Raw genomic sequence first — 2,876 nt, 5'->3', positions numbered from 1 at the left:
GCTCAAAAGTCTGGTAGCACGTTATGAAACTTTGCGTTATGCATCTTAATTGAACCGCCGTATACCGAACGGTACGTACGGTGGTGTGAGAGGTCGGGAGTTAATCGCTCCCTCCTACTCGATTTTGGGTGGAAGATCAGATGAAAAGGCTCCGCAGATGCGGAGCCTTCCTCGTCCCCACATAAAAAAACCAGCTGTCTCAACAGCTGGCTCTCCGTATGCATGGTTGGCGGGCGATAGAGACTTGCCCATTGAAAATCTTGCCTTTATTCCTCGTCAGAAACGCTCGTTTCAATCAGGATTGCCGTGAACAGGATGAATATCATCATCAAGGAAATGACCATTGTGAACATAATTATTCAACTCCTACCAAGTTTTGAATCCTTCTGAACCAGGTGGTGCATGCATGATCATGGAAGACAGCGGAATCGCATAGGCGATGATGATCAGGGCAAAGGCGATGCCGATCCAAATCCACCAGTTTTCAAGCCACTTCGGTGTATGCGTTTTATCGCTTTCAGCCATTGGGAATTCGACCTGATCTTCCACTTTCAAGGCTTTCGGTGAAATGAACATCGACATGACAACGATGTAAATCAGAATCATCGCTGACAGGAACAGGATGCTTCCGCCGACAGCCATGGTGGTATGGCTGGTCAGGATGCCATCGAACCATTCCAAGGCGCTCGGGTGGCCATTGTAATTGGAATACGCTGTCCGGCGCGGTGCTCCGAGCAAGCCCAGAATGTGCTGGGACGTCGACATCAGCAGCATGCCGATCGACCAGGTAATAATCTGGACGAACGCCAGTTTCTGCATGGATTTTGTGAATTTGCGTCCCGTCAAATACGGGATGAGCCAGAATGTAAGTCCCATGAAAGTCATCGCGACCGGCGTACCGACCGTGATGTGGAAATGGCCGACAATCCAAAGCGTGTTATGGACCACTTCGTTCAATTGGAAACTGGCGTTGATGATACCGCCCGCTCCGCCGGGAATAAAGAAGGCCATCGCAATGAAGATGGAAGTGAATCGTACGTCTCTCCATGGCAATTTCGTAAACCAGCCGAACAGGCCGGTTGCACCTTTTTTGCGTCCCGAGATTTCAAAGTTCGCAAACATCGTGAACGCCGTCATAAGTGACGGAATGATAACCATGAACGTCAGGGCGACCTGCAGGAATTTCCAGAAGTTCGAGATGCCCGGTTCTGTCAACTGGTGGTGGAAACCGACCGGAATCGAGAACAGGATGAACAACACAAACGCCAGACGTGCCAAAGAGTCACTGAAAACAGGGACGTTCAAAAGTTTCGGTACGATAACGTACCAGGCGATGTAAGCCGGCAACAGCCAGAAGTACACCAGCGGATGGCCGAAATACCAGAACAGCGAGCGGCTGAGCTCAACATTGATGGTATCGGTCCAGCCGAATGCCAACGGAATGTATTGGAACAGGACGGTTGCGACAACACCGAGACAGGCGATCAGCCACATAATAAGTGTCGTGATGGTCATGAATGCGAACAATGGACTGAATTGCCCTTTATTGTTCTTGCGCCATACGCGGTAATGGCCGATCAGTGCAAAACTGGAAATCCACGTCCCGACTACGAACAGGGCGAGTCCGACATAATACCAGCCGTTTGCCATCATCGGAGCGTAGAACGTATAGAGAACGGATGCTTCACCGGCAACAATCAAAACAGTTGCCATGACTGTCCCGACTAAAGTTACCCAAAACCCGATCCAGGAAACGAGTTTCACTTTCGGCCCGAATGTGCCCAGGCTCTTGCTCATGCCCGTAACAAAGAATGCAAAGATGAAGAAAGTCGTATAAATAAGTGCGAGCAGCACGCCGTGTGCCGTTAAAATTTGGTAATAATCAAGCCATGCCGGCAATTCGAGCTGATCGTTCCGGATAAACACCTGAAGCAGTCCCATCAGGGTCCCAATCAGAAACGCTATGTAAGCAACGCCGATATACCATAATGCCAATTTACGATCTTGCAGAGCGATCATGCTTAGTACACCTCAATTTCTGTAAACATAAAGTGGTGGCCCGTGCCGCAGTATTCATTGCAGAGAATCAAATACTTGCCGGGTTTTTCAAAAGTATAGACGCGTGTCGTAATCTGTCCCGGAACGACCATCATGTTCACTTTCGCGTTGTCGATGGTGAAGCTGTGGACGACGTCCTTACTGGTTACTTTAAAAATGATTTCTTTTCCTGCCGGTACTCTGAGTTCCAGTGGCGCATAACTGAACGCACTGGCGACAATTGCCACCTGGTACGTGTCATCATCAATCTGCGTAACGCCTGGGTTATCGAACGGCGCAGTTTGATCGACTTTCTTCGGGTCGATCGTATCCATCCCGCCAGACGGGTGATGGTCTTGCGAAAATGCGGTAATGCCAACAATGCTTAAGAAAACAATTAAAGATATAATTCCAAAAACCAGCCAAATCTTTTCAAATTTGTGCAAATGCATGTCGATATTCTCCTTTCCTGCTCTATCTGCCTATATACATCAGGTACACAGCAACCCACATCACAACGATGATGACACCCACAACCATTACGCTGGCCAGCGTCCCCCGCAGATCCAAACCTTCATGCTCATTTTTTTTGCTCATCTATTTCACCTCTTACTCCATGCGTTGTATAGTGTCAGCTTATGCTTTTCTGTGCCGGGGCACTGTGACATATATCACGCCTGGCCGATTTTTTACCGAAGCTGTCAATTTTTGGAATCGAGTAGGAGGGAGCGATTAACTCCCGACCTCTCACACCACCGTACGTACCGTTCGGTATACGGCGGTTCAATTAAGATGCATAACGCAAAGTTTCATAACGTGCTACCAGACTTTTGAGCCCT

General features: G+C 48.7%; 3 protein-coding genes. All 3 read right to left on the bottom strand.

Going from position 1 to position 2,876, the window contains the following annotated elements; translation table 11 throughout:
* Positions 1-366: 366 nt before the first annotated feature.
* The 3 genes from DIJ65_RS16025 to DIJ65_RS16430 are packed head-to-tail and all read right to left on the bottom strand — an operon-like array spanning position 367 to position 2,634.
* Complete coding sequence (locus DIJ65_RS16025; protein ID WP_117303794.1) at positions 367-2,019, bottom strand: b(o/a)3-type cytochrome-c oxidase subunit 1; 1,653 nt, start codon at positions 2,017-2,019, stop codon at positions 367-369.
* A gap of 2 nt (positions 2,020-2,021) precedes the next feature.
* Entirely contained in the window at positions 2,022-2,489 is a 468-nt protein-coding gene (locus DIJ65_RS16020; protein ID WP_117303793.1) for a cytochrome c oxidase subunit II, read from the bottom strand.
* 22 nt (positions 2,490-2,511) lie between these two features.
* A complete protein-coding gene (locus tag DIJ65_RS16430; protein WP_195914124.1) occupies positions 2,512-2,634 on the bottom strand; it encodes a cytochrome C oxidase subunit II in 123 nt (40 codons plus the stop codon).
* Between the last annotated feature and the right edge of the window lie 242 nt (positions 2,635-2,876).

The sequence above is a fragment of the Planococcus salinarum genome, assembly GCF_007004625.1.
GTDB lineage: Bacteria > Bacillota > Bacilli > Bacillales_A > Planococcaceae > Planococcus > Planococcus salinarum.
Note: the sequence above shows the minus strand (reverse complement) of the source record. Positions and strands in the feature narration are given on the sequence as shown.